Source organism: Pseudomonas sp. LBUM1663 (genome assembly GCF_059695905.1).
This window is the reverse complement of sequence record NZ_CP166792.1, coordinates 2,853,019-2,876,812: the sequence shown is the minus strand read 5'-3', so window position 1 is coordinate 2,876,812 and position 23,794 is coordinate 2,853,019. Positions and strand designations below refer to the sequence as shown.

The following is a 23,794-nucleotide window of genomic DNA, read 5'->3' as shown; positions in this document are numbered from 1 at the left end:
TGCATTCCCCTGTGGGAGTGAGCCTGCTCGCGATGGGGCCGGTGAGCTCAACACAATCAATCCAGATGCGCCCACGTCATGCGAAACGACGCCCCACCCCAAGGCGAATCCCCCACTTCCACCTGCCCGCCATGGGATTGCGACACACGCCGCACCAACGCCAACCCCAAACCAAAGCCACCCGTGCGGCGATCACGGCTGGCGTCGAGGCGCGAGAAAGGTTCGAAGATTTTCTCGCGCCCGTCCACCGGCACACCCGGCCCATCATCGTTGACCCGCACTTCGTAGCGATCACCGGTACGGACCAACGACACCTCCACCCGCTCATCGGCATAACGAATGGCATTGCGCAGCAGGTTGATCACTGCCCGGGCCATGAAGCGCGGTTCGATACGAACCTCGTCGACCTGACACTCGACAATCAATAACTGCACCCCGGCAGCCTCGGCCTCCAGGGCCACGCTGCCGACCACGCTGTCCAGCCAACTGTTGGCCTGGATGTTTTCCCGGGTGATGACCGTGGCGCCGCGCTCAAGGCTGGCGTAGGTCAGCAGCTCGGAAACCATTTCTTCCAGCTCGCCAAGGTCCGCGTACATGTCGGCAATCAGTTCGCGGTTTTGGGTCGGATCGGGTTGTTGCTTGAGCTGATCGAGTTCGAATGACAACCGGGCAATCGGCGTGCGCAACTCGTGGGACACCGCGTTGGTCAGTTCGCGCTGATTGGCGATCAAGCCTTCGATGCGCGCCGCCATCAGGTTGAAGTGCCCGGACAGGTCACGAATGTTCGAACGCTTGGACAGCTGGATCCGCGACGACAGGTCGTTATCGCCAAAACGTTCGGCCGCCAGGCGCAGTTTCTCCAAGTCTCGCCAATGCGGGCGGACCCAGAACATCAAAACCAAACCGATCATCACCGCGATCATCAGATACGCCGCGGCAATGTAGAACGGCATCAGGCTGGGCTCGGCCGGCAGCTTGATGCTGAGCAACTGCGAACCCTCGTCGATGCGCGAGATGAACTGCGTGTACTTGTCACGGATTACCAGCAGCCCGTGGGCCAACTCGGCTTTCTCCTGATCGGTCAGGGACAGTTGACTGCTCTCGACCAGCGTCAGGCCCAAGCCATAGTGCGGGCGCACCGCTTCCAGTTCGCGCTCCCGGTCCGAGCTGTCCAGATCGCGTAACTGCTCCGCCAGCGACCAGGCTTGGCCACGCACCGCCTCGCGGTTGTAGCTCTGCATCTGACCATCGAGAAGCGCATCGAACGTGCGCTCGACCGTTTGCAACCCCAGTACCAGGCCGACCGTCATCACCAGAAACAGCCCAAGAAATAACCGCAGCATTTACAGCTCCCACGCAAACGGATTGAACAAATAACCCTTGCCCCAGATGGTCTTGATGCACACCGGTTCGCGCGGGTTGTCCTTGAGCTTGCCGCGCAACTTGCTGATGTAGACGTCGACACTGCGGTTGAGGCCGTCAAACGCAATACCGCGCATGCGGTTGAGGATGTCGTCGCGGGACAGAATCTTGCCGGCGGCACTGGCCAGTAACCACAGCAGTTCGAATTCCATGGTGGTCATTTCGATGAGCTCGCCCGCCAACCGCACTTCGCGACAGCTGCGGTCGATGCTCAGGTTGCCGAACTCCAGGGCGCTGTACACGCTGCTGTCCGGCGCCTGACGCCGTTGCAACGCACGCAGGCGGGCCAGCAGCACTGGCGGTTTGATCGGTTTAATCACGTAGTCGTCGGCACCGGACTCCAGGCCGAGGATGTGATCGAGGTCATCTTCCTTGGCGGTCAGAATGACGATCGGCGTGTCGGACACGCTGCGGATCTCGCGGCACACGTGCAGGCCGCTCTGCCCCGGCAGCATCAGGTCGAGCACGACGATTTTCGGTTTGAATTCGAGGAATGCAGCCAACGCGAGGTCGCCGCGGTGCACCTGGCGGACCTCAAAGCCATGTTGGGACAGGAAATGCGCGATCAGCCCGGCGAGCTTCTCGTCGTCTTCCACCAGCAATACTTTGCCAAAACCCAGGTTATCCATAACGACTGTCTGCCAACCCTTGTGTGAAGTGGGCGGCATTATGGCGCCAATCGGTGACGGGACGGTGATGAAGGGCAGCAAAAACCGGCCTCGCGGGCCGGTTTTCAGTGATCTTTCATACTCTTAAGAGTTTTTAACAATTAAGACGCAAAGATCTTCACGCCGCTGCCGGGACCCCGCTGTGAAAACGGAACTCCACGTCCGGTGATTCGATCAGCTCCTGCTCGGCAGCGCGGACCCGGTCAATGACCTGGGCAATGTCCTTGGCATCACCGTACTGGTAAGCCAGTTTCAGATAACCCTGGAAATGCCGCGCTTCGCTTTTCAGCAAGCCGAAATAGAACTTGCCCAGTTCTTCGTCCAGATGCGGCACCAGTGCCTCGAAACGCTCGCAGCTGCGGGCTTCGATAAACGCGCCGACCACCAACGTGTCCACCAGCTTGACCGGCTCGTGGCTGCGCACCACTTTGCGCAGGCCCGAGGCGTAACGCCCGGCAGACAGCTGACGCAGTTCGATCTTGCGTTTTTTCATCAGGCGCATGACCTGCTCGTGGTGCACCAGCTCTTCCCGGGCCAGGCGCGACATCAGGTTGATCAGGTCGACATGGGAGTGATACTTGGCGATCAGGCTCAACGCCGTGCTGGCCGCCTTGAACTCACAGTTCTTGTGGTCGATCAGCAACGTTTCCTGATCGGCAAGCGCGGCCTGGACCCAGCCATCGGGGGTTCGGCAGCCGAGGAACTCGTGAATTTCGGGAAGGATCATGGGGCTCACGGAATAAAAGGTCTGAATCGAAGGGCGCCGATTATACCGGCCTGCCGCCAGACCACCAGTCGCCGCCGTTGATATGCATCAAGTACCGGGTTGGCGACGAACAACTATAGTTGTCCAACGCAGTATTTTTTACCTTCCTGGAGATCCCGATCATGCAAGCCATTCGCAGCATCCTGGTGGTCATCGAACCCGAACACTCGGAAAGCCTGGCGCTCAAACGGGCCAAACTGATTGCTGGCGTAACCCAGGCTCATCTGCATCTGCTGGTGTGCGATCGCAAGCATGACCATAGCGGCATGTTGGGCGTGCTCAAGGCAGCCCTGATCGAGGACGGCTACAGCGTCACCACCGAGCAGGCCTGGAATGAGAGCCTGCATGAAACCATCGTCGATGTGCAGCAGGCGGAAGGCTGCGGGCTGGTGGTCAAACAGCATTACCCCGACAGCCCGTTGAAAAAAGCGCTGCTGACCCCGGCGGACTGGAAACTGCTGCGTTATTGCCCGACGCCGGTGCTGCTCGTCAAAACCTCGAAACCCTGGACCGGCGGGGTCATTCTCGCGGCCATTGACGTCGGCAATACCGATGGCGACCACCGCACGTTGCACGCCGCGATCGTCGATCACGGTTACGACATCGCCAGCCTGGCAAAGGCCAAGTTACACGTGGTCAGCGCGCATCCGTCACCGATGCTGTCGGCGGCAGACCCGACGTTGCAGCTCAGCGAAACCATCGAGGCGCGCTATCGCGAGCAGTGCAGATCGTTTCAGGCCGAGTTCGATATCGATGATGACCACCTGCATATCGAGGAAGGTCCGGCGGATGTGTTGATTCCATTCATGGTGCACAAGCTTCAGGCGGCGGTGACGGTGATTGGCACTGTTGCGCGGTCCGGGTTGTCCGGGGCGTTGATCGGGAATACGGCGGAGGTGGTGTTGGATGCGGTGGAGAGCGATGTGCTGGTGCTGAAGCCGGATACGATCATGGATCATCTGGAGGAGATTGTGACTCAGCATTGAGATTCAACAAGCATTTGTGGCGAGGGAGCTTGCTCCCGTTGGGTTGCGAAGCGACCCCAAATCAGCCGGTGCAGTGTTTCAGACAATACTCACTGGCCGATTTGCGACTGCTGCGCAGTCGAACGGGAGCAAGCTCCCTCGCCACAGGTTATGTGTTCAACCGCCGAAGGCGTCTTTCAGGAAGCCGGGGGCGATGTAGCGCTGGTAATGCGCCTCCGACAGCAAAAAGAATTCCCGATCAATGGCGTCACGCAATTCCGGCAGGTTCCAGTCGCGAAACTCCGGCATCAACACCATCCCGTAGGCTTCCAGGTTGTTGATCACCCGCGCACCACGGGCGATCAGCTGATATGCCCAGCAATACTCGGATTGATGGGGCACAAAGCGGATCTTGCGCTGCTCCAGTTGCAAGCGCAGGCGCTGGGGATCGAAGATTTCCAGCTTGCTGGCCATCACCTGGGACAACAGCTGCTCAAGACGCAGCCACACCGCGCGCTTTTCCTCCTCGTTGTAACCATTCCAGTTGATCACTTCATGGTGGAAACGCTTGCAGCCACGGCACACCAGATCACCGTAAACAGTGGAGCAGAGGCCGACGCAGGGGGTCTTGATGGTCTGATTGGGCATAGGTCAGGGGAACACGGGAAAGCAGAACAGGCCGGCATGTTAGCCCTTTGTCTAACATTCATCACCCCTCAAAGTTCAGGGGCTAACTTACCTTTATATTTTTTTTGCCGTAGAATCAGCCAGCCTTTTAAGGCGCCAATGTCCGTTAGAAGCTGTTTTCAAAGCGTCACGAGCACAGTCGTTCCTTCAGAGCGGAGTTGGCGATGGGTTTTTCCAGCGGGGAAAAGCCCAACGCCAACCCTCATCAGCTCCCCGTTCTGCAGGCGTAAAACTTTGAAAGCAGCTTCTGTAAGGAATTGCCGGTAATTCTGGCTAAGTGGCCCACAACGCCACGCAGCGCATGAGTACGGCAATTTCGGGATGAGCGTCCCGGACACCCATTTGGGACCACTGATGAGGGTAATAACTGTGCTTGAAGCCTACCGCAAACATATCGAAGAGCGTGCAGCACTGGGTATCGTTCCCCAGCCGCTAAACGCCGAACAAACTGCAGGCCTGGTCGAGCTGCTGAAGAATCCTCCGGCTGGCGAAGAAGCTTTCCTCGTTGACCTGATCACCAATCGCATTCCGCCAGGTGTGGACGAAGCAGCCTATGTAAAGGCCGGTTTCCTGTCTGCCCTCGCCAAAGGCGAAGCAAAATCCCCTCTGATCGACAAGAAACGCGCTGTTGAACTGCTTGGCACCATGCAGGGCGGCTACAACATCGTGACCCTGGTTGACCTGCTCGACAGCGCCGAACTGGCCCCAGTTGCTGCCGCTCAACTCAAGCACACCTTGCTGATGTTCGATGCATTCCACGACGTCGCGGAAAAAGCCAAGAACGGCAACGAACACGCCAAAGGCGTGCTTCAGTCGTGGGCTGACGGCGAGTGGTTCAAGAACCGTCCTGTGCTGGCCGACAAGATCAGCCTGCGCGTGTTCAAGGTCACCGGCGAAACCAACACCGACGACCTGTCCCCTGCTCCGGACGCCTGGTCCCGCCCGGACATCCCGCTGCACGCCCTCGCTATGCTGAAAATGGCCCGTGAAGGCATCGTGCCTGACGTCCAGGGCGTCACCGGTCCGATGAAGCAGATCGAAGAAATGCGCGGTCAAGGCTTCCCGATCGCCTACGTCGGTGACGTGGTCGGTACCGGTTCGTCGCGTAAATCGGCGACCAACTCGGTGCTGTGGTTCTTCGGCGACGACGTTCCTAACGTGCCGAACAAGCGTGCTGGCGGTTTCTGCTTCGGCAGCAAGATCGCTCCAATCTTCTACAACACCATGGAAGATGCTGGCGCACTGCCAATCGAGTTCGACGTTACCAACATGAACATGGGCGACGTGATCGACCTGTACCCGCATGCTGGCAAAGTCTGCAAACACGGCACCGACGAAGTCCTGACCACCTTCGAAATGAAGACCCCGGTTCTGTTGGACGAAGTTCGTGCCGGCGGCCGTATCCCGCTGATCATCGGCCGCGGCCTGACCGACAAGGCTCGCGCCGAACTGGGCCTTGGCCCTACCGACCTGTTCAAGCTGCCTGAAGCACCTGTCGACACCGGCAAAGGCTTCACCCTGGCACAGAAAATGGTCGGCAAGGCGTGCGGTCTGCCAGAAGGCAAAGGCGTTCGTCCTGGCACCTACTGCGAACCGAAGATGACCACCGTCGGTTCTCAGGACACCACCGGTCCAATGACCCGTGACGAACTGAAAGACCTGGCGTGCCTGGGCTTCTCGACCGATCTGGTCATGCAGTCCTTCTGCCACACCGCGGCCTATCCAAAGCCGATCGACGTGACCACCCACCACACCCTGCCAGACTTCATCATGACCCGCGGCGGCGTTTCCCTGCGTCCGGGCGACGGCATCATCCACAGCTGGCTGAACCGCATGCTGCTGCCGGACACCGTCGGCACCGGTGGTGACTCCCACACCCGTTTCCCGATGGGCATTTCGTTCCCGGCCGGCTCTGGCCTGGTAGCGTTCGCCGCCGCCACTGGCGTTATGCCGCTGGACATGCCGGAATCGATCCTGGTGCGCTTCAAAGGCAAAATGCAACCGGGCGTCACCCTGCGTGACCTGGTTCACGCCATTCCTTACTTCGCGATTCAGGCTGGCCTGTTGACCGTCGAGAAGAAAGGCAAGAAAAACGCCTTCTCCGGCCGCATCCTGGAAATCGAAGGCCTGGACAACCTGAGCATCGAGCAGGCTTTCGAGCTGTCCGACGCCTCGGCTGAACGTTCGGCTGCCGGTTGCACCATCAAGCTGTCGAAAGATTCCATCACCGAGTACCTGAACTCCAACATCACCCTGCTGCGCTGGATGATCGGCGAAGGCTACGGCGATGCACGTACCCTGGAACGTCGCGCTCAAGCGATGGAAGCCTGGGTTGCCAACCCTGAGCTGATGGTTGCCGATGCTGACGCCGAATACGCTGAAATCATCGAAATCGACCTGGCCGACATCAAAGAGCCTGTGCTCTGCGCGCCAAACGATCCGGACGACGCCCGTCTGCTGTCCAGCGTTGCTGGCGAGAAGATCGACGAAGTGTTCATCGGTTCGTGCATGACCAACATCGGTCACTTCCGCGCTGCCGGTAAACTGCTGGATCAAGTCAAAGGTCAGCTTCCAACCCGTCTGTGGCTGTCGCCGCCGACCAAAATGGACGCTCACCAGCTGACCGAAGAAGGCTACTACGGCATCTACGGCAAGGCCGGCGCACGCATGGAAATGCCAGGCTGCTCGCTGTGCATGGGTAACCAGGCACGTGTAGAGCCGAACTCCACCGTGGTGTCGACGTCGACCCGTAACTTCCCGAACCGTCTGGGTGACGGCGCGAACGTCTACCTGGCCTCGGCCGAGCTGGCGTCTGTTGCTTCCATCCTGGGTCGCCTGCCGACCGTCGAGGAGTACATGGAATACGCTGGCAAGATCGACAGCATGGCGGCTGATGTTTACCGCTACCTGTCCTTCGACCAGATCGCCGAGTTCCGTGAAGCTGCTGCGAACGCCAACATCCCGGTCGTTCAAGCCTAACGCTGCAACGCAATAAAAAACGCCGCCCATCGTGAGATGAGCGGCGTTTTTTTATGCCTGCTGGGTTCGCACATTCCCCCTTGTGGGAGCGAGCCTGCTCGCGATAGCGGCCTGTCAGTCGACATAGATGTGGCTGCCAGACCGCTATCGCGAGCAGGCTCGCTCCCACAGGTTATGGCGATGGATTGAGGGCTTGCTGCACCGCGCCGTCGACGCTCAAGCCACTGAGCATCACCTGCTCCAGTTCCTGCGTCGGTAATTTCGCGAGCACGGCTTTGGCTTCGTGCTTGAGCCGCGCCAGGATCAACAGCATGTCCAGCGCCCGCACCTGCAAAAAGAACGCTTCCAGCGCTTCGATGCTGGTGCCGTCCAGGTCCGGTGATTCTTCCAGGCTGAGAATGATGGTATGCACCGGCGGCTCCGCGTGCCGGGCCAGATGCAGTGCGCCGCCCAGAATGCGCTCTACGTTAGCGAAAAACAGCGCCTCGCTGGGCCTCACGATCAGCACGCCCGGGATTGCCCGGGCATCGGGATGACGTTGCAGGTCGACATAATCATGGCCGTCACCCATTTGCCCCAACACTTGAATATCTGCCGATGACATCTGTTTGAGCATCAGCACCACGCTGATCACCACCGCCACCAGCAAGCCGTCCAGCACGCCAAGCACCAACACGGCGGCCACCGCGCAGATCACCAGCAAACGGTCGCGACGCCAGATGAAATACCGACCCAATGGCTGCAGGCTCAAGCCGCGCGCCAGTGCATGAATGACGATGGCGCCCAGCACCGGTTCGGGCGTCAAGGCAATCCAGGGCAACACGGTCAAGACAATCAGCAACACCACCCCCGCCGCTACCACACCGGCCAGGCGTGAACCGGCACCGGCCGCCTCATTGGCCGACGTCGCGGAGTAACCGGCGCCGGTCGGCATGCCGTGGAACAGGCCTGACAGCAGATTGGCCGCACCGAGGGCCAGCAGATCGCGGTTCGAGGAAACCCGGTCACCATGCTTGAGTGCAAACGAGGTAATCGATCCATAGGATTCGGCATACAGAATCATCACCATGGCAAACGCCAATTCCCCCAGGTGCAGCCAGTCCGCAAACGGCAGCACCGGCAGCCGGGGCACTTCAAGGCTCAGGTCGATCACACCGATCAGTTTCACTCCGTAGGACGGCAGGTTCAGCCATTGCCCGGCGGCAATGCCGAGTGCCACCACCAGCAGGCCTCCCGGTAATCGCCGAAAACGTGCGCACACCCACAACACCAGCAAAGCCACCGCTGCGACTAGCAAGCCAGCCCGATTCCACTGCGGCCATTGCTCCAGCAATTGCGGCAGGAAACGGATCAGATTGCCGTTGCTCAAGCGCACGTCAACGATGCTCGCCACTTGCTTGAGGATGATGGTCACGGCCAGCCCGAATGCGAAGCCGCGCAGTACCGGTTTGGCGATAAATGACGTCACGCTGCCGAGTTTGAACAGCCCGGCCAACAGGAAGAAACCACCGGTCACCAGCACCAGGCCGATCGCCAGGGTCATGCGCAGGCCTGAATCACCGTTGGCCAGCGTGGCGGTGGCGGCGGCCAGCACCGCTGCCGAGGAAGAGGTCGCGGAAACAATGGCAAAACGGCTGGTGCCGAACAGTCCGTAGCACAGCAACCCGGCAAACAGTGCAATCACCCCGGCCTGGGGCGGCAGCGCCGCAATGCTGGAGTAGGCAACGGCCTCGGGCAACAACAAACCGGCAATCGACACACCGGCCAAAACGTCGAGCCAGCGGTTTGGCGGATCGGCACGGGGTTGCACCGATGCGCCGTGGGCATCTGCCATAAAGCGTCTCCAGAGAAAGGGGCAATCCTGCGGCAAACGGTCTACGACGCGCTGATGCAGCCGCAAGCTTAGCCGCTAATCCCGGGGAACGGCTGCGCTGGGTCAGGGGGTGCGTCCTTCTACGCAATAAAAAACGCCGCCCATCGAGAGATGAGCGGCGTTTGTTGATAGCTTTAACTCCGTGAGATCGCGTTATCGTTCATCGCGGCAAGCCACGCTCCCACAGGTCCTGCGCAATTCCTGTGGGAGTCGGGCTTGCCCGTGATGACGCTCTCAAAACCCCAAAGAATCTTTCAGGGAAAAGATCAACGCCGAAATCGCCACCAGGCCCACCGCCGTCACGAAGACATTGGACGCCTGGCCTCGGAAGCGCGCCATCGCCGGCACTTTGCGGATCGCGTACATCGGCATCAGGAACAGGATTGCCGCAATGACCGGACCACCGAGGGTTTCGATCATCCCGAGGATGCTCGGATTCAGGGTCGCGACAATCCAGCACACCACCAGCATGAACGCGGCGGTCATGCGGTCCAGCGTCTTGGGCGCCGGGCGTTTGCCGCTTTTCACGATCAAGCCTTTGAGGCCTTCGCTGGCGCCGATGTAGTGGCCCAGGAACGACTTGGAAATGGCCACGAAAGCAATCAACGGCGCGGCAAAGGCAATGGTCGGATTGCTGAAGTGGTTGGCCAGGTACGACAGGATCGACAGGTTCTGCGCCTTGGCTTCCGCCAGTTGCCCCGGCGACAGCGTCAGCACGCAGCTGAAGACGAAGAACATCACCATCACCACCATCAAGATGTGGGCGCGGGACAGGATCTGCGAGCTGCGTTCTTCAGCGTGTTCGCCGTAACGACGCTTCTGGTCCACCGCAAACGCCGAGATGATCGGCGAGTGGTTGAACGAGAACACCATCACCGGAATCGCCAGCCACAGCGTGTGCAGCAGTGCCGACGGTTCAGGCAGGGTCGACGCCGTGGCCAGGATGCCGCCGTTCCAGTGCGGGATCAGGAACACCGCGAGGAACAGCAGCGCCACAATGAACGGGTACACCATCAGGCTCATCGCCTTGACGATCACCTGCTCGCCGCAACGCACCACCGCCAACAGGCCGAGGATCAGCACCAACGACAGCACGGCGCGCGGTGGCGGCATGATGTGCAATTGATGCTCGAGGAAACTGCCCACGGTGTTGGTCAGGGCCACGCTGTAGATCAGCAGGATCGGGAAGATCGCGAAGAAGTACAGCAAGGTGATCAGCGCACCGGCCTTGATGCCGAAGTGTTCTTCCACCACTTCGGTGATGTCCGCGCCTTCGCGGCCGGACAACACGAAGCGGGTCAGGCCACGGTGCGCATAAAAGGTCATGGGGAATGCCAGCACCGCCAGGATCAGCAACGGCCAGAAACCGCCCAGGCCCGCGTTGATCGGCAAAAACAGGGTACCGGCTCCAATGGCCGTGCCAAACAGGCCGAGCATCCAGGTGGTGTCATGGCGATTCCAGCTGGTGAGAGTCGCTGGTGTCGCCGCTACATAGCGTTCGTCGACGCTATTGGCCTGATCATTCATCCGATGGGATCTCCGCATTCCGGTCATTTGCTACCCGGTCAGGACGAGTCGGAAAAATCCGACGGGCAGCGCCCTGGCCGAAACAGGGGCGCGATTGTCCGGGATTAATGAACAGAAGCAAAGACTTAGCTGAGGAGTGGTTGTGCGGATCAGATCTTTGTGGCGAGGGGGCTTGCCCCCGTTGGACTGCGCAGCAGGCCCATTTTTGGGGTCGCTTCGCGACCCAACGGGGGCAAGCCCTCTCGCCACACACGACCTTTGGCCGCCTTAGATCGGATTTTAAATAGATGTTTTGACAAATCTATTTAACAAAGGATTGGCGCCATGTATTTTCAATTCACCTGCTGACCGGCAGCCCTCTTTTACGGAGACCTCCCATGCCACTCGTTCGCGTCGATATTAAGAAGAACCAGGACCCGACCTTCGCCAAGCGCATCGGCAAACTGATCTACACTGCCATGCATGCCACTATTGGCGTCCCCGAGAACGATAACTTCCAGATCCTCGCCGAACACGACGAGAACCACTTCATCTTTGACCCCGTTTACATGGGCATCAATCGCACGGACAACCTGGTGATCATCCAGATCACTTTGCGGGAAGGCCGCACCCTCGAGCAGAAAAAACTGCTCTACAAAACCATCGCCGAAAGCCTCAACGCTGAACTGGCTGTTCGCCTGGAAGATGTCTTCATCAATCTGGTGGAAGGCAAGCCCGAGAACTGGTCATTCGGCAATGGCATCGCTCAATACGCCAACTGATTGTCGCCACACCTGGCGTTTTACAAGGTCCCCGGAGGACATCTCATGAAACAGGCCGCGTATATCGCGTTCGCTCTGCTCGGCCTGATCTGGGGCACCAACTTCATTTTCATGAAGTGGGCCGCAGAATGGATTACGCCCACCCAAATCGTGTTTCTGCGGGTGTTGTTCGGGTTCTTGCCGATCCTGGCATTCGCCCTTGCGCGTCGAAGCCTGAGTTGGTCACACCTGCGCTACAGCCATCATTTCCTGGTGATGGCGCTGTTGGCGACGGTGATTTACTACTACGCCTTCGCCAAAGGCACCTCCTTATTGCTGTCCAGCGTGGCCGGGATGCTCAGCGGTGCAATTCCGCTGTTTTCCTTCGTCACCGCGTGGCTGTTCCTGCGTGCCGAACCGCTTAATTCCCGCACGGCTTTCGGCATCTTCCTTGGTTTTGTCGGCGTGATTCTGATTGCCCGGCCCTGGAACAGCCTGGCGACCGGTGTCGATGTCAGCGGTGTGCTGTACATGATCGCCGGCTCGCTAAGCGTCGGCTGCTCGTTTGTCTACGCCCGACGCTTCATCACGCCGCTGGGTTTGTCGCCGCTGGCGCTGTCGACCTATCAGATCGGTTTCGCCCTGGTGCTGATCACGCTCATCACCGACATGCACGACATGGCGCGCATCTCGCTGGACCCGGTGGCGTTGGCGGGTGTGATATTGGGCCTGGGGCTGGCCGGCACCGGTGTCGCCTACATCCTTTATTACTTCATCGTGCAACGGCTCGGCGCCCTTGCCGCTTCGGGCGTCACCTATATACCGCCGGTGATTGCCTTGCTGATCGGCTCGCTGCTGGTCGGCGAGCCGATCAAGAGCCTCGACCTGCTGGCGATGCTGCTGATCCTCGGCGGCGTATACGTCCTGCAATCGGGAAAGAAAAATCCTTCGACCGGGCCGACTGTTGCCGCGAAAGTCATTCACTGACACGCGCCCTACAGTTCCTTATGATGCCAGTCATCTAAACACCTTCCTTACCTGTGAGCCGCCATGCCTCGAGTCTCCCGCAAACAAGCCGAACTCAACCGCGAGATCATCGTTGAAGCCGCCACGCGGCTGTTTCGCGAGCGCGGCCTGCACGGGATCAGCGTCGTTGACGTGATGGGCGCGGCCGGCCTGACCCATGGCGGGTTCTATGGTCATTTCGACTCCAAGGAAGCGCTGGCGAAAGAGGCCTGCACCCGGGCGTTCACCCAGTCGATGGAACGCTGGAAGCAGAAAATCGACGCCAACGATGACAGCGTTTCGGCCCGCACGAGCATCATTGCGCCCTACCTGTCGGCGGCCAATCGCGACAATCCGGGCGAAAGCTGCCCGGTCACGGCGTTTGCCGGCGACATGTGTCATGAAACCGCCGAAAGCGGTTTGCACCAGACCTACACTCAGGGGCTGGAAGCCTTGCTGCAGATGCTCACCCCCTTGATGGGTTCGGATCAGCCCGAAGCCAATCGCCAACAAGCCTTGGTGGATTATTCCTTGATGGTCGGTGCGCTGACCCTGGCTCGCGCTACACGCGGGGATGGTCTGTCCGATGAGATTCTCGACGCCGCCCGCCATTTTCTGACCTCGCAAGATGAATCAGTCTGATCAACGGCGTGTGCAATCCCCGGTCGTTGCTAAACTCCTCTGGAATCAGCAATCTGAAGCAACATTCGAGATCCGACATTCAATATCCACAGGAGCCCAGCATGCCTGCAACCGTTCTGGTACTGGTTGAAACCATCAACGATTACTTGCCGATTCTCGAACATCAGGGCTTTCACCTGATTCTGGCCCCGACGCCGCCCGAGCGCGCCGCCGCCATCACACGGCATGGCCCTCAGATTGATGCGGTACTGACTCGCGGTCCATTGGGCCTGTACGCCGATGAAATTGCCGCTCTGCCCAACCTCAAAATCATCTGCGTGATCGGCGCCGGTTACGAACACGTCGACCTGCAAGCCGCCGCCGACCGGGACATCACCGTCACCAATGGTGCTGGCGTCAACGCCTCTTCAGTCGCCGACCATGCCATGGCGATGTTGCTGGCGCTGGTTCGCGACATTCCCCGTTGCGACGCCGCTGTACGCCGCGGCGAGTGGCCGAAGATCATGCGCCCCTCCCTGGCCGGCAAACGCCTGGGGATCCTTGGCCTCGGCGCGGTCGGCATGGCCATCGCCAAACGCGCCGCCGCCGGCTTCGACATGACCGTGAGTTACCACAACCGCCAGCATCGTAGCGACGTCCCTTATACCTTCTGCTCGACGCCAACCGAACTGGCTCGCGCCTCGGACTTTTTGATCGTTGCCACGCCCGGCGGCCTGGGCACCAAACACCTGATCAATAAACACGTCCTCGACGCCCTGGGCCCCAAGGGGTTCGTCGTGAACATCGCCCGAGCCTCGGTGATCGCCACCTCAGACCTGGTCAGCGCGCTTGAACAGCGACGCATTGCCGGAGCCGCGCTGGATGTGTTCGATGCCGAGCCTCATGTGCCGGATGCATTCAAGGCACTGACCAACGTGATCCTGACGCCGCATGTCGCGGGGTTGTCCCCGGAAGCGACCCAAGGCACCGTTGAACTGGTGGGGCGCAACCTGGTGGCGTTCTTCTCCGGCAGTCCCGTGTTGACGCCCATTGCCCTGCCGGCCTCACTGAGCAACGTTGTGCCCTGAGGGCCATTCAAACAGGTGTATCAAAAGCAATGATTGCCCGGCAACACGCTCACCTATAAGGGCCGTTCGTGGTTGTGGGTGCCGGGTGCGCGCATTAGATTAGCCAATAATCGCAGGCCTCCAGAATAAGCAGAAGGGATAAGCATGGCGCTTACTGACCAGTCCACCCGTATCCGCACCGGCGAAGAACTCGATGCCAGCCTGATCGATCCGTACCTCAAGGCCCACATTCCGGGCTTGAGTGGCTTGCCTCAGATCAGCCAGTTTCCAGGCGGTGCGTCGAACCTGACCTACCTGCTGGAATACCCGGAGCAGGAGTTCGTCCTGCGTCGGCCGCCGTTTGGTCACAAAGCCAAGTCCGCACACGACATGGGCCGCGAATTTCGCATCCTCAATCAACTGCGCGACGGTTTTCCGTATTGCCCCAAGGCCTATGTGCACTGCACCGACGAATCGGTGATCGGCGCCGAGTTCTACGTGATGGAACGGGTCAACGGCATCATCCTGCGCTCCGAACTGCCGCCGGAACTGGGCCTGGACTCGGCGCAAACCGAAGCCCTGTGCAAAAGCTTCATCGACAAGTTCGTTGAACTACATCGGGTCGACTACGAGGCCTACGGCCTGGGCGACCTGGGCAAGCCCGAAGGTTATGTGTCGCGGCAGATCAAAGGCTGGAGTGATCGCTACGAAAAAGCCCTGACCCCGGACGCGCCGAAGTGGGAAGCGGTCAAGGCCTGGCTCAACGACAAGATGCCGGCCGATCACCCGACCTCCAGCATCGTCCACAACGACTACCGCTTCGACAATGTGATCCTCGACCCGAACAACCCGATGCAAATCATCGGCGTGCTCGACTGGGAACTCACCACCCTAGGCGACCCGCTGATGGACCTCGGCAACACCCTCGCCTACTGGATCGAAGCCGCAGACCCGGCGCCGGTGCAACTGATGCGTCGCCAGCCGAGCCACGCCCCGGGCATGCTGACCCGCCGCGAATTCGTCGATTACTACGCCGAGCGCTCTGGCATCCAGATCGACAATTTCGACTTCTACTACACCTACGGCCTGTTCCGTCTGGCCGGCATCGTGCAGCAGATCTACTACCGCTTCTTCCACGGTCAGACCCAGGACAAACGCTTCGCGCAGTTCATTCACATGAACAAACTGCTGGAGCAGATGAGCCTGCAAGTCATCTCGAAATCCAGCCTCTGATCGTGCAGCTCTGATTGCATTCCCTGGCCCAATAACAAGGAAAAAACATGTCCAAGACTCAGTTGTTCGACCTCGACGGCAAAATCGCCTTCGTCTCCGGTGCCAGCCGCGGCATTGGTGAGGCCATCGCCAAACTGTTGGCCCAGCAAGGCGCCCACGTCATCGTCTCGAGCCGCAAGCTCGACGGCTGCCAGCACGTGGCCGACGCAATCATCGCCGCCGGCGGCAAAGCCACCGCTGTCGCTTGCCACATCGGTGAAATGGAACAGATCAGCCAGGTCTTCGCCGGCATCAAGGAACAGTTCGGGCGTCTGGACATCCTGGTCAACAATGCGGCGACCAACCCACAGTTCTGCAACGTACTGGACACAGACCTCAGCGCTTTCCAGAAGACCGTCGACGTCAACATCCGCGGCTACTTCTTCATGTCGGTCGAAGCCGGCAAACTGATGCGCGAAAACGGCGGCGGCAGCATCATCAACGTCGCCTCGATCAACGGCATCTCGCCGGGCATCTTCCAGGGCATCTACTCGGTGACCAAGGCCGCCGTGATCAACATGACCAAGGTGTTCGCCAAGGAATGCGCGCAGTTCGGCATCCGCTGCAACGCCCTGCTGCCTGGCCTGACCGATACCAAGTTTGCGTCGGCATTGGTGAAGAATGACGCGATCTTGAAGACCGCGTTGCAGCAGATCCCACTCAAGCGAGTAGCGGATCCGAGCGAGATGGCCGGTGCGGTGCTGTACCTCGCCAGCGATGCGTCGAGCTACACCACCGGGGTTTCGTTGAACGTGGATGGCGGGTTCTTGTCCTGATTCAGTGCTCAGGATGAACAAAAGGCAGCCTCAGGGCTGCCTTTTGCCGAGCAAGTTCCGGCTCACTCTTTACGCAATCGCACCCTTGTCACTCGCCGCTCTTCGACCTCGACAACGGTCATGCTCCACTCCTGCCAATTGAGCTTGTCGCCAATGACCGGCAGACGATCCAGCAAACTCATGACCAACCCTGCGAGCGTCTGATAGTCATCCGTCGCTTTAGCCTGGAAGCCAATGTGTTCGCGAATCTGGCTGAGATTCAGCGCACCGCTGACGAGGAAACCTCCAGACTCGGCAACGATGTTCGGGCCTTCGATTTCACTGGCATCCGGCAACTCACCCGCGATGGATTCGAGGATGTCGGTCATGGTCAGAATACCCATGAAGTCACCAAATTCGTTCACCACGAACGCGATGTGAGTCGACTCTTTGCGCATCTGTTCCAGTGCGTTGAGAATCGTGAAGTTGTCCAGCAAGTTGATGGCCTGACGGGCAATGGTTTCCAGGTTGGGCTGGTGCCCGGCCAACAGCTCTTTGAGCAGCTCCTTCTTGTGGACGAACCCCAAAGGCTCATCAACGCGTCCCTCGCGGATCAACGGCAATCTGGAGTACGGCGAGTTCATCAGCAGGGTGCGGATCTCTTCTGCGGAATCGGCCAGGTCAATGTGGTCGATTTCCGCACGCGGGGTCATGACACCGCGTATCGGGCGTTCCGCCAACTGCAGCACGCCACTGATCATGACGCGCTCCCGTCGATGGAAAACCTGCTCGGCGTCTGCGCCTGACAGCATGTCAGCGATTTCCTCGCCAACTTCATCGGCCCCCAACTTGTGGCCACCCAGCAAACGCAAAACGGCATGCGCAGTACGCTCACGCATAGGGCGATGACCTTGCACGTTCTTCTTGCGGCGTGAGCGAGCCACCTGATTGAACAGCTCGATCAGGATCGAGAAGCCGATCGCTGCGTAGAGATAGCCTTTCGGAATGTGGAAGCCAAGGCCCTCAGCGGTGAGGCTGAAGCCGATCATCATCAAGAAGCCCAGGCAGAGCATGATGACGGTTGGGTGTCCGTTGACGAAGTTGGTCAATGGCTTGCTCGCGATGATCATCAAGCCAATGGAGAAAATCACCGCGATCATCATGATGGACAAGTGTTCCACCATGCCCACGGCAGTGATCACAGCGTCCAGCGAGAAGACGGCATCCAGCACCACAATTTGCGCGACGATAGGCCAGAACATCGCATAGGCCGCATTGCCTGAACGCTGTGTCACATGCCCTTCAAGTCGCTCATGCAATTCCATGGTTGCCTTGAACAACAAGAACACACCACCGAACAGCATGATCAAATCCCGGCCCGAGAACGTCTTGTCGAAGACCTCGAACAAAGGTTCGGTCAGGGTGACCATCCAGGAGATGCTGGCCAGCAAGCCAAGACGCATCAGCAACGCAAGGGACAGCCCGATGACACGCGCCCGATCCCGCTGCTCTGGCGGTAGCTTGTCAGCCAGGATGGCAATGAACACAAGGTTATCGATGCCGAGCACCAGCTCCAGCACGATCAGGGTCAGCAGGCCAAGCCATGCCGTGGGATCAGCAATCCATTCCATAGGAATTATTCAGTCTCTCGTAGAGTGGGGGCGAATGAGTGAATGGCAGAAACACACGAACGCCTGCTCGACGGAGCGAATTGGATGTTCAGGGAAGGCGCAAGAAAGAGAGGTTTCACCGAGCGCAAGCAAGGAGGTGAAGCCCTGGAGATGACACGGTCAGTCCTGGAGAAGGACATCGCCGAGAAGCTTGCAGCCGGGATTTCGAGGTTAAGCGATATTAGAAAACGGGACCTGCGCCGAATAGCGGAGACCGAATGGATACAGCGTGCGGATTGAAAATAACAACTGGGAGGTTCCAGGAGGGTGCTCATATAGACCTGAAAGAAATTGGGGATGAGATCCTACAATGTTTCGGAGCGCCTCATACGAGACGAGTTATTTCAGAATCTGACAAAGCGGCAATAAGGATCAGGAATGGCGATGCACCGAATTTTGCTCCCAGTGACTCCCCCCTCCGGCCAACTCTTCCTGACCGCACAGCGCTGTCGCCCTTTCGCTGATCCCTTATACAGACCGTTAAACGAATTATTATTCCAAGGATTGCTTTACGGGAATTTATATTCCATAAATAGATTCCCAACAACAAAAATCCCAAAAGGCCCCAGCTATGCGCGAACTCGGCATCGGACTCATCGGCACAGGTTTCATGGGTCGCGCCCACGCCCTGGCCTTTCGTAACGTCAGCGCGGTGTTCGAGCTCCCGCTGAAGCTCAGACTGACCGCCCTGGCCGACGCCGATCCACACCGCGCACGGCACTGCGCCGACGCCTGGGGCTTCGAAGCCGCCCACACGGACTGGCAACATCTGATCGATGACCCCAAGGTCAATCTGGTCGCCATCACCACCCCCAATCACCTCCACTACCCAATGGCCATGGCCGCCCTCGCGGCTGGCAAAGCGGTGTATTGCGAGAAGCCTCTGGCGTTGAATCTGCAGCAAGCCAACGCCATGCGTCAGGCCGCCATCGTCGCGGGCGTCGTGACGCGGGTGGGTTACAACTATCAGCACAACCCGATGATCGGGTTGGCCCGGGAGCTGATCGACAGTGGCAAACTGGGGCAGATCATCAGTTTTCAGGGCGAATTCAGCGAAGACTTCATGGCCGATCCTGCTTCACCGTGGTCGTGGCGCTGTGATGCTGAGCACGCGGGGGGCGCGCTGGCGGATCTAGGCAGTCATTTGCTGGCAATGGCGCGCTATCTGGTGGGCGATGTCGAATCGGTGTGCGCCGACGCTCAAACCGTACACCGGCAGCGTCCTGCGACGGCTGGCAGCCAGGAGCAACGTTGCATTGCGGTCGACGATCAGGTCCACGCGCTGCTGCGGTTTGCCAACGGCGCACGCGGTACGTTCAGCAGCAGTTGGCTCAAGCATGGCTACAAGAACCACCTGAGTTTCGAGATCAGCGGCACGGAAGGCACACTGGCGTTTGACCAGGAGCGCTTGAACGAGCTGCGGCTGTATCGCGCCGGCCAGGACGGCTTCCAGCGCTTGCTCGCCGGGCCGAACCTGCCGGGTTACGCGGCATTCAGCCCGGCTGCGGGTCATCAGTTGGGATACAACGAACTCAAGACGCTGGAAGTACATGACGTGGTGATGGCCCTGGCCGGCCTTTCACAGGGTGGGACTGACTTTGAGCAAGCGTGGGAAGTGGAACGTCTGGCGACCGCGATCCGGTTGGCGGCAAGCGAATCACGCTGGGTCAGGATCGAGGACGTCTGAGGTTCAGGCGCCCACGGGTTTCGGCACCGGTGAGGGTGCCGGGTCAAATCCGTACTCAACGCGACGAAGAAAGCAACGATGCGGTCGCTCAGACCTACTGAGTGACGCAACGGGTCAGCGTCGTTTGCCGGGTCACTTCCTCCGTCACTCTCGCGTCGCCCATCACATCGGTTTGTTCATTGGTTTCACACGTGCGCTGCGGTACAGGCGGTGGAGCGGCGGGCGGTGGAGGTGGCGGACTGGCGCAACCGCTGAGAATCGCTACGCAGAAGGCGAGCGACAGAGGCGAAAAAGCACGTTTCCCAAGACTGTTCATAGGCTGTCTCGCGATAAGTCATCGACACTTTCCGCGACCCGACACCCCTGCCGCGAAGCCGCGGACTGGTCACAGAAAATAATACCCTCGCATTTCTTATAGCCTAGTCAGCTGCCAATGCCAGCAAATGAGGCACTTAGCCCCTTTTCAACGCTGAAAAACGACAGCTCCTACGAAACGGCATCCGACCGCCGATCCAGACTATTGCTCTCCAGCTCATAACTCAGCTCCTCAATCAACGCCGTAATCGCTTCCGGGGTCCTGAGGTGCGCGACATTCAACCCACTGACCACCAGATCCACCTGCCCCGACACCGGGTGATACAGTTTCACCGTCACCGAGTTGTCACCCGATACGCTGCATTCACAAGCCAGCGGGGAAAAGTGCTGTTCCAGTTGCGCGCGCAATTGCGTCAGATAAATCATTGCGATTCACCCATGGGCCGGCTGACCCCATCGACTGGAAACCTGTTGAATTGGCCAAGCATGCGACTGTTCCTTAAGCTGTTTCGTAGAGGACACGACACCGGTCAAGGACCCGTGTCGCACCCTTTAAGACTAAGAATTGTCAGCGCCCGCCAGAACATCTATTTGCACTGCCCCATCTAGTGCATTTGCACCTTATCGCTGCCCCTTCGGCCTCCACTCGCTGGAGAACAAACCGCGCTCCCTCGCCCACACAATCGCCTCGCTGCGACTGTGCACATCAAGCTTGGAATACACCGTCGACACATGGTTGCGCACCGTGTTCGGTGCCAGTTTAAGGCGTGCTGCGATCTCCTTGTCCGCCAGGCCTTCGCAGATCAGGCCAAGCACATCGCGCTCACGGGCGGTCAGGTCGGTGAAGGACACGCTGGGTAATTGCGGCGAGTTGATGTTCTTCACGTTGGCGAGTTTTTCGATCAGCGTGCGGGTAAACCAGGAGGCATCTTTCATCACCTCCTCGATCGCCGACACCAGTTCCAGCTCGGTGCGCTTGCGTTCAGTGATGTTCATCAACACCAGCAGGTAGCAAGGGTTGTCCTGAATGTTCACGGTGTCGGCCGACACCGTGCAGTCAATCACGGTCGAGTCTTTCCTGCGAACCTTGACGTCGACCCGATCCAGGCTTCCGGCCTTCTCCAGCGCCGCAAACAACCGGGTGCGCGCGCCTTTGTCATCGATGAAGTCGATCTCTGCAACGGTTTTTCCGAGCACCTCTTCACTCGGATACGCGAGGGTATCCAGGAAAGCTTCGTTGACGTCGATCACCACCTGATCCTGCGCATCGCAAACCAATGTCGGCACCGGCGTCAGGCGAAACGCCTTGGCAAATCGCTCCTCGCTCTGGCGCAGAGCAACCTCGGCCTTGTGCCGCGGCTCCATGTCGACGAAGGAAAACAGCATGCAGTCTTCCTCGTTGAACTCCAACGGTTGACCGGCGACGATCACTTGCTTGCTGCCGCCGTCAGGCAACTTCAGCTCGGCCTGCATCTGCGGGATCGTGGCGTGCTCGCGTAGACGCTCGATGGCCAGGTCTTTTTTTTCGGCCCCGTCCAGAATGTCCAGTTCATAGGTCGAAACCCCGATCACCTGGTCGCGGGCATAGCCGGTCATTTCCAGGAAGCCCGCATTGACCTTGATGTAACGCAAATCGCTGAGACGACAGATCACCGCCGGCGCCGGGTTGGCGTGGAAGGTCTTTTCGAAACGCTGCTCGGCGCTGGCCCATTCCGTGACATCGTCCATGATCAACACCAGCGACTCCGGCTCGCCGGCGCTGTCGGCCAGCACCATGCTGCGCACGTTGTGAACCCAGGTGCGCTCTTCGTCGTGGGTCGGAGTCACCTCAACCAGGACATCGGCAAACGTCTCGCCCTTGGCCACGCGGTTGAGCGGGTAGTTCTCTGGTGGCACCGGGTGATTGTTGCGATAACGCAAGACAAAACGCTTGGCGTATTCCTTGGCATTGAGGCCCAACTCGCCGACCCGACTGACGCCATGCATGGCCAACGCGGCTTCATTGGCCCACAGGATGGTCTGATCGAGCTCCAGCAGAATCACCCCATCGGACAAACCGGCGATGATCTGCTGCAACTGACGGCGATTGGTTTCGGTGGTCAAGACGTCCTGGCTCATTGGATCTCCAAGGTTGCGGCGGCGCAGTGACGCGCCGCCCTGTGAAGATTACGACCGCAGGGGGTTGGGATAGTGCAAAGCACCTGAAGCTGAACTGGCTGCGCAGCTGTTGTGAAATCAGGCTATGCGGCGTTTCAGGTAAACCGCAATTATAGGTTTTACGACGGCTGCGCCGCCAAACGCAGCCTCGCAAGCTCGACAGCTGCTACAGCGGCCGGGCGAGTCGTTCGGCGAGGGCTTTGGCCTGGCTGGCCACGTCGGTGACGGCCGTGCTTTCCCACCACATGCCGCGCAACGGCGGACCCATGGCGAACAGGCGTTGGGCGACCAGTCCGTCAGCGTCCAGCACGGCGCCATCAACCGCAGCCGCAATCCCCAACGCCAACGGCCCCGGACGAATCAACCCGCGCGCCAGCAGTTGCTGCGGTAGCGGTCGGGCCACCCGGCGCCAGTCGTATTCGATGCCGCTGGAATTGATCAACGCTGCGCCGCTGACCACCGTGATTTCAACCTTGCCACGACGGCGGATGCGGATGCTCACCCGCCCCTCGACCGTCGATTCCAGCCCTTTGAACGACGCGGCCTGAATCCGCAACCGCCCTTCCTTGTGCAGCCGCGCCACCAGTTCTGCACTCAACGGTGGCGAGCGGTGGTGATGGCTTTCCCACCAGGGCCGCACATGCCGCACAAACTGTCGGCGCTGCACGTCCGTCGCCTGATTCCACAACCGGCCGATATGCGCCCGCACGGTATCGAGCGGCGCCTGCCAGTCGATGCCTTGAGCGAGGGCGTCCCGGCAATGCCGGCGCAGTTCGCGCACCAGCTGACGAGGCGTGCGAATGCTCGGATCCTCGGCGAGAAAATCCCCCCAGGCCGGCGGTTGCCGGCGCACGTGCGGCAGCAAGCCGTGCCGGGAAAACACTTCGATCGGCCCGCGATGCCCGGCCTGCTCCAGCGACACCACGGCATCGACCATGGTCAGGCCCGAACCGATGATCAACACCGTCGACTGAGGATCCAACCGGCGCATAGCCGCGACATCCCACGGATCAAGCGCCGCAGCGTTCAAACCGCTGGACTCGGTCTGCGGTGTGCGCGCAGCGGGAAACATCCCCGTGGCCAGCACCGTGTAAGCGCCTTGCAAACGTTGCCCGTCACTCAGGGTCAGCAGCACCGAGTCGTCCCGGGTTTGCAGATCAACCACCTCGGCCCGCACATGCTCGACCGTCGAACCGTTCACCGCCCCCACCGCTTGCGACTCTGCCAGACGCTGCTGCACGTACACCCCAAAAAGCCCTCGCGGCGGAAACAACTCACTGACCGGAACATGTTGCTCATCGGACTCCGGCCAGCCACCGGCCGCGATGTGCCCGGTCAGCCATTGGGTCAGGTCATCGGCGTTGTCCGGGTCGACACTCATGCGCGCGGCATTGCCGTTGAGCGTATGGCCCAGCTCGACCGCGCTGTACGCCTCGCCCCGGCCAAGCTCGGCGCGCGGCTCGATCACCAGCACCGAACGCTTGCCAGGCAATCGCAACAACTGCGCCGCCAGCATCGCGCCGCTGAGGCCGCCGCCGACGATCAGGATGTCCGCGTGGCGGATGGCGTCGGTCGCCTGTGCGCGTTGGGTTTGAGTCATGGCGTTCTCACTGGTCAA

The 23,794-nt window shown here is 59.8% G+C and carries 20 protein-coding genes; 10 read left to right on the top strand and 10 right to left on the bottom strand.

Annotated features, from left to right (window positions below):
* Positions 1 to 56: 56 nt before the first annotated feature.
* The 3 genes from ACA075_RS13190 to ACA075_RS13180 form a co-directional block, all read right to left on the bottom strand.
* On the bottom strand, positions 57 to 1,343 hold the full coding sequence (locus ACA075_RS13190) for an ATP-binding protein (protein ID WP_497298863.1): 1,287 nt from the start codon (positions 1,341 to 1,343) through the stop codon (positions 57 to 59).
* A complete protein-coding gene (locus ACA075_RS13185) occupies positions 1,344 to 2,051 on the bottom strand; it encodes a response regulator (RefSeq protein WP_497299247.1) in 708 nt (235 codons plus the stop codon).
* A 157-nt stretch (positions 2,052 to 2,208) separates the two neighbouring features.
* Complete coding sequence (locus ACA075_RS13180; RefSeq protein ID WP_105345386.1) at positions 2,209 to 2,817, bottom strand: MiaE family protein; 609 nt, start codon at positions 2,815 to 2,817, stop codon at positions 2,209 to 2,211.
* A 161-nt stretch (positions 2,818 to 2,978) separates the two neighbouring features.
* Here ACA075_RS13180 and uspL point away from each other — a divergent pair, with 161 nt between their 5' ends.
* The gene (gene uspL, locus ACA075_RS13175; protein ID WP_497298862.1) at positions 2,979 to 3,842 is read left to right on the top strand and encodes a universal stress protein UspL; all 864 of its coding nucleotides are present in this window, start codon (positions 2,979 to 2,981) and stop codon (positions 3,840 to 3,842) included.
* Positions 3,843 to 3,998: 156 nt separating this feature from the next.
* On the opposite strand, the gene ACA075_RS13170 is transcribed toward uspL, so the two are convergent.
* A complete protein-coding gene (locus ACA075_RS13170; RefSeq protein WP_010459705.1) occupies positions 3,999 to 4,469 on the bottom strand; it encodes a DUF1289 domain-containing protein in 471 nt (156 codons plus the stop codon).
* Positions 4,470 to 4,877: 408 nt separating this feature from the next.
* Here ACA075_RS13170 and acnB point away from each other — a divergent pair, with 408 nt between their 5' ends.
* Positions 4,878 to 7,487, top strand: a complete 2,610-nt coding sequence (gene acnB / locus ACA075_RS13165; protein ID WP_497299246.1) for a bifunctional aconitate hydratase 2/2-methylisocitrate dehydratase — start codon at positions 4,878 to 4,880, stop codon at positions 7,485 to 7,487.
* A 172-nt stretch (positions 7,488 to 7,659) separates the two neighbouring features.
* On the opposite strand, the gene ACA075_RS13160 is transcribed toward acnB, so the two are convergent.
* Positions 7,660 to 9,321: a SulP family inorganic anion transporter gene (locus ACA075_RS13160; protein ID WP_497298861.1), complete on the bottom strand. Its 1,662-nt coding sequence runs from the start codon at positions 9,319 to 9,321 to the stop codon at positions 7,660 to 7,662.
* A gap of 273 nt (positions 9,322 to 9,594) precedes the next feature.
* Positions 9,595 to 10,887, bottom strand: coding sequence for a serine/threonine transporter (locus ACA075_RS13155; protein ID WP_497298860.1), 1,293 nt, complete (start codon positions 10,885 to 10,887; stop codon positions 9,595 to 9,597).
* A gap of 377 nt (positions 10,888 to 11,264) precedes the next feature.
* On the opposite strand from ACA075_RS13155, the gene ACA075_RS13150 reads away from it, so the two are divergent.
* From ACA075_RS13150 to ACA075_RS13125, 6 genes are all read left to right on the top strand, one after another.
* Positions 11,265 to 11,648 (top strand): tautomerase family protein, encoded by a 384-nt coding sequence (locus tag ACA075_RS13150; protein WP_094467717.1) that lies wholly within the window; start codon positions 11,265 to 11,267, stop codon positions 11,646 to 11,648.
* A gap of 45 nt (positions 11,649 to 11,693) precedes the next feature.
* On the top strand, positions 11,694 to 12,614 hold the full coding sequence (locus ACA075_RS13145) for a DMT family transporter (protein ID WP_497298859.1): 921 nt from the start codon (positions 11,694 to 11,696) through the stop codon (positions 12,612 to 12,614).
* A 63-nt stretch (positions 12,615 to 12,677) separates the two neighbouring features.
* On the top strand, positions 12,678 to 13,274 hold the full coding sequence (locus ACA075_RS13140) for a TetR/AcrR family transcriptional regulator (protein WP_497298857.1): 597 nt from the start codon (positions 12,678 to 12,680) through the stop codon (positions 13,272 to 13,274).
* A 101-nt stretch (positions 13,275 to 13,375) separates the two neighbouring features.
* Positions 13,376 to 14,341: a 2-hydroxyacid dehydrogenase gene (locus ACA075_RS13135; protein WP_497298856.1), complete on the top strand. Its 966-nt coding sequence runs from the start codon at positions 13,376 to 13,378 to the stop codon at positions 14,339 to 14,341.
* A 144-nt stretch (positions 14,342 to 14,485) separates the two neighbouring features.
* Positions 14,486 to 15,553 carry a phosphotransferase family protein gene (locus tag ACA075_RS13130; RefSeq protein WP_497298855.1) on the top strand — a complete coding sequence of 356 codons (1,068 nt, stop codon included), beginning with the start codon at positions 14,486 to 14,488 and terminating at the stop codon, positions 15,551 to 15,553.
* Positions 15,554 to 15,600: 47 nt separating this feature from the next.
* The gene (locus tag ACA075_RS13125; RefSeq protein WP_219093920.1) at positions 15,601 to 16,368 is read left to right on the top strand and encodes an SDR family oxidoreductase; all 768 of its coding nucleotides are present in this window, start codon (positions 15,601 to 15,603) and stop codon (positions 16,366 to 16,368) included.
* A 62-nt stretch (positions 16,369 to 16,430) separates the two neighbouring features.
* Here the strand turns inward: ACA075_RS13125 and ACA075_RS13120 are convergent, their stop codons facing one another.
* Complete coding sequence (locus ACA075_RS13120; RefSeq protein ID WP_497298854.1) at positions 16,431 to 17,978, bottom strand: TerC family protein; 1,548 nt, start codon at positions 17,976 to 17,978, stop codon at positions 16,431 to 16,433.
* A gap of 42 nt (positions 17,979 to 18,020) precedes the next feature.
* Here ACA075_RS13120 and ACA075_RS13115 point away from each other — a divergent pair, with 42 nt between their 5' ends.
* Both ACA075_RS13115 and ACA075_RS13110 read left to right on the top strand, forming a co-directional pair.
* Positions 18,021 to 18,257, top strand: coding sequence for a hypothetical protein (locus ACA075_RS13115; RefSeq protein ID WP_497298852.1), 237 nt, complete (start codon positions 18,021 to 18,023; stop codon positions 18,255 to 18,257).
* Positions 18,258 to 18,588: 331 nt separating this feature from the next.
* A complete protein-coding gene (locus ACA075_RS13110; protein WP_497298850.1) occupies positions 18,589 to 19,704 on the top strand; it encodes a Gfo/Idh/MocA family protein in 1,116 nt (371 codons plus the stop codon).
* 486 nt (positions 19,705 to 20,190) lie between these two features.
* On the opposite strand, the gene ACA075_RS13105 is transcribed toward ACA075_RS13110, so the two are convergent.
* From ACA075_RS13105 to ACA075_RS13095, 3 genes are all read right to left on the bottom strand, one after another.
* Entirely contained in the window at positions 20,191 to 20,445 is a 255-nt protein-coding gene (locus ACA075_RS13105) for a DUF1652 domain-containing protein (RefSeq protein ID WP_497298849.1), read from the bottom strand.
* A 195-nt stretch (positions 20,446 to 20,640) separates the two neighbouring features.
* Positions 20,641 to 22,137, bottom strand: coding sequence for a helix-turn-helix transcriptional regulator (locus ACA075_RS13100; protein WP_497298848.1), 1,497 nt, complete (start codon positions 22,135 to 22,137; stop codon positions 20,641 to 20,643).
* 205 nt (positions 22,138 to 22,342) lie between these two features.
* Positions 22,343 to 23,776, bottom strand: a complete 1,434-nt coding sequence (locus ACA075_RS13095) for an FAD/NAD(P)-binding protein (RefSeq protein ID WP_497298847.1) — start codon at positions 23,774 to 23,776, stop codon at positions 22,343 to 22,345.
* Positions 23,777 to 23,794: the final 18 nt, after the last annotated feature.